The sequence below is a fragment of the Blastomonas sp. genome (genome assembly GCF_041747255.1).
Taxonomy (GTDB): domain Bacteria; phylum Pseudomonadota; class Alphaproteobacteria; order Sphingomonadales; family Sphingomonadaceae; genus Blastomonas.
This window is the reverse complement of record NZ_JBGTFM010000265.1, coordinates 1-3,264: the sequence shown is the minus strand read 5'-3', so window position 1 is coordinate 3,264 and position 3,264 is coordinate 1. Positions and strand designations below refer to the sequence as shown.

Sequence of the window (3,264 nt, the reverse complement as noted above, 5' to 3'; positions counted from 1 at the left end):
GTGGTGGTCGTTCGGGCAGCGGTTCAGGCGGCGGCGCGCGCGTCGGCGGCGTCGGTGCGCACAAGGGCACGGTCAAGCGCATCGGTTGATGTGAAAAAAAGCCCTCTCTCCTTCAGGGGAGAGGGAAAAGCCGCGCAGCGGCGAAGGGAGAGGGGCTTGGGGAGAGGGGCTTGCGTCCCCGCTTGCGGCCGGCCTGCCCCTCTCTACTTCGCCTAGCCAACAAGCTGGCAAGGCTTTGTATCTCTCCCCTGAAGGGAAGAGAGCCAATCCGTTATCCCTTCGACACCACAAACAGCATCGCTGCACCGTTCATGCAATAGCGCTTGCCGGTGGGCTTTGGGCCGTCGTCGAAGACATGCCCCAGATGACCGCCACAGCGCCTGCAGTGCACCTCGGTGCGCGCATAGCCGAGCAGACGGTCGGTGCTGGTGCCAACTGCTTTGGCGAGCGGTTGGTAAAAGCTTGGCCAGCCGGTGCCGCTGTCATACTTGGTTTTCGATGAAAACAATGGCAGCCGACAGCCTGCGCACAAAAATGTGCCATTGCGCTTTTCCTTGTCGAGCGGATGCGAGAACGGCCGTTCGGTGCCCTCCTGCCGCAACACATAATATTGCGCCGGGGTCAGCGTCCGCTTCCATTGCGCGTCAGATTTGGTGACCTCGAACTTGCCCTTGGGCGCAGCGCTCGCCCCGCTGGTGCGGAATGTCGCCAGACCCAGCAGTCCCAGCCCAGCCACTCCGGCAAGGCCGCGTTCGATCAGCGTGCGTCTGTCCATCATATCGTCCTGCAAATTATCGTGTCACCCGGTGGTTCGCCGTGTCTGATACAATAGTTACGCCGCAGTATCGATTTTGGCTTCAATATTTGCTTAAACTGACCTGCATCGACCGGTAGCCGTGGACGAAACATGCGCGCACCCGCTCGGGCTCGGCCAGCACATTCACCCGCATCCGGCGCTTGGCCATCTCTTCGAGCAGGATCATGATCTGCAGCTCGGCCAGCCGCGCGCCGACGCAGCGGTGGATGCCATAGCCGAACGCCAGATGCCGCCGCGCATTCTCGCGGTCGACCATCAGGGTGTCTGGGTCTTCGAACACGCTCTCGTCGCGGTTGCCCGAGATATACCACAGCGCCAGCTTGTCGCCCTTTTTGATCTGCTTGCCGAACAGGTCGTAATCCTGCGTCGCGGTGCGGCGCATGTGCGCCAGCGGCGTCTGCCAGCGGATGATTTCCTGCACCGCGTTCTGGATCAGATCGGGGTTCTGCTCGAGCTTCTCGCGCTGGTCGGGGAATTGATGCAGCCCATAAGCGAGCCCCGACATCGAGTTGCGCGTCGTGTCGTTGCCGCCGACGATCAGCAGGATCAGGTTGCCCATGAATTCGAACTCGTCCATTTCGCGCATCGCATCGGAATGGATCATCATCGAAATCAGGTCGGGCGTCGGCTCGGCGTCAAGCTTGGCATCCCACAGTTTCTTGAAATAGGCGCCCATTTCATAAAGGTGCACCAGCCGCTCCTGCCGCGATGCCTCGTCGTGGACCAGCTCGATATCGCCCGCCCAGTCGGACCATTCGGTAAGCTTGCGGCGATCCTCCCACGGGAAATCGAACAACAGCGCGAGCATCTGCGTTGTCAGTTCGATCGAGACGCGGTCCACCCAGTCGAACGGCTGGTCCCAGGGCAGCTCATCAAGCAATTCGGCGGTGCGGCGGCGGATGTCTTCTGACATGCGCTTCATTTCGGTGGGGGTGAACGCGGGCGCGACGGTACGGCGCTGGCCGGTATGCTTGGGCCGGTCCATCGCGATGAACATCGGCATGATCAGATCGGTGCCTTCCTCGACCCGGTCGGCGAGCGTGATGCCGCCATATTCAAACGAGGACGAGAAGATTTCGGGCAAGGCCTCGACATGCTGGATCGCCTTGTGGCTGGTGACGTTCCAGAAATTGCCGAACGCACCGTTTTCGGTCCAGTGGATCGGGTCTTGCGCGCGCAGGCGGCGGAAAGGTTCTTGCCAGCGGTCCTCGTAATAGACGCTGGAATCGCTCAGATCGACGTTCAGCGTCGTATTGACGGGCTCTTTGAATTGGGTCGCCATGGCTCTTCTCCTGCGTTCGGGCTGGAGTGTGCTTCCAGCATCCGCATGTCACCCCCCCGCCGGATGATCGTGTGATGCGAAGGTCGCACTTTACTGACAGTTTTGTCAATAGAGTTTCGAACTGCAACCGAAATGAACGCCGGTGGAGCCCCAAAGCACCCGTTGTCAGGGCAGGATCATTTTACGGCCTGGCAAACAGCCCAGCGATCAGCCCGCGCTTCTTGCCCGCACCGGATTTCAGCACATTGCGCCGGAACAATCGCGCGCCAAAGCGGATCAGCACCAGCACCCATGTAAATTGCCATGCCAACGCCAGCAGGTGCGGCCATAATGCGTCGACCTGCGCGGCGCGTGCGAGCATCGCGAAGGGTGAGCTGAACGGGAAGATCACCGCGAACAGCTCGACCGGCTCGCCCATCCGGGTGACCGAATAGGCAGCGACGAAAAACACCAGCAGCTGGCCCATGGTTGCGGGCATCGACAGCGTCTGCACCTCGCGCACCGTGGTCGCCATCGCGCCGATGCCCAAAAACAGCGAGCCGAGCAGCAGATAGGCCATCGCGAAATAACCAACGCCCAGCGCCATGAACAACGGCCAGCCGGTCGCGGGCGCAGGCAGCGGCGGCAGCCCGTTGCCCGCCAGCGAAATCCCCACCAGCGCGAGTATGGTCCACGCCGCGATGCCGATCATCGCCATCGCCAGCATGGCAAACAACTTGCCCAGAAAGATCGCGTCAATCGGCACGGCAGCGGCGAGTATCTCAATGATCTTGTTGGTCTTTTCTTCAACCAGATTGGACAGCACCATCCCCGCCAGCAGCATGGTGAGCAGCACCAGCAGCGCCTGGCCGACCTGCGCGGTCACCAGCCGCGCCTGTTCCTGCGCGCCTGAACTTTGCTGCACGATGCGCGTATCGAGCATCACAGGACGCGCCGCAGTCCCCGCGCGCGCGCGTTCGATCACCAGCCCAAGCGGCCCCTTCCAGCGTGCGATTTCGGTCGCGGTGCCAATCAGCTGCGGTTCTGCCAATGATCCGGTAAGCACCCCCAGAAAACGCGTGCCCTGCCCTGCGTCGAGCAGCCGTTCGGGCGCGGCGGGGTCTGCATCATCGACCGCCTGCAGTGCGGGCAGGCGCGACTCTCCAAGCTCCAGCGCCAGCGCATC

3 protein-coding genes are annotated in these 3,264 nt (G+C 62.0%); all 3 read right to left on the bottom strand.

Annotated elements, in window-relative coordinates; translation table 11 throughout:
- Nucleotides 1-271: 271 nt before the first annotated feature.
- Nucleotides 272-778, bottom strand: coding sequence for a peptide-methionine (R)-S-oxide reductase MsrB (gene msrB / locus ACEW8G_RS09135; protein ID WP_373488116.1), 507 nt, complete (start codon nt 776-778; stop codon nt 272-274).
- 79 nt (nt 779-857) lie between these two features.
- Nucleotides 858-2,099, bottom strand: a complete 1,242-nt coding sequence (locus tag ACEW8G_RS09130; protein WP_373488115.1) for a cytochrome P450 — start codon at nt 2,097-2,099, stop codon at nt 858-860.
- A 181-nt stretch (nt 2,100-2,280) separates the two neighbouring features.
- The coding region (locus tag ACEW8G_RS09125; protein ID WP_373488114.1) for an ABC transporter permease at nt 2,281-3,264 on the bottom strand (984 nt) is incomplete at its 5' end.

What these genes read in the sequence shown, in the direction of transcription:
- msrB (WP_373488116.1), bottom strand. Translation starts at nt 778, where the DNA reads ATGATGGACAGACGCACGCTGATCGAACGCGGCCTTGCCGGAGTGGCT.
- ACEW8G_RS09130 (WP_373488115.1), bottom strand. Translation starts at nt 2,099, where the DNA reads ATGGCGACCCAATTCAAAGAGCCCGTCAATACGACGCTGAACGTCGAT.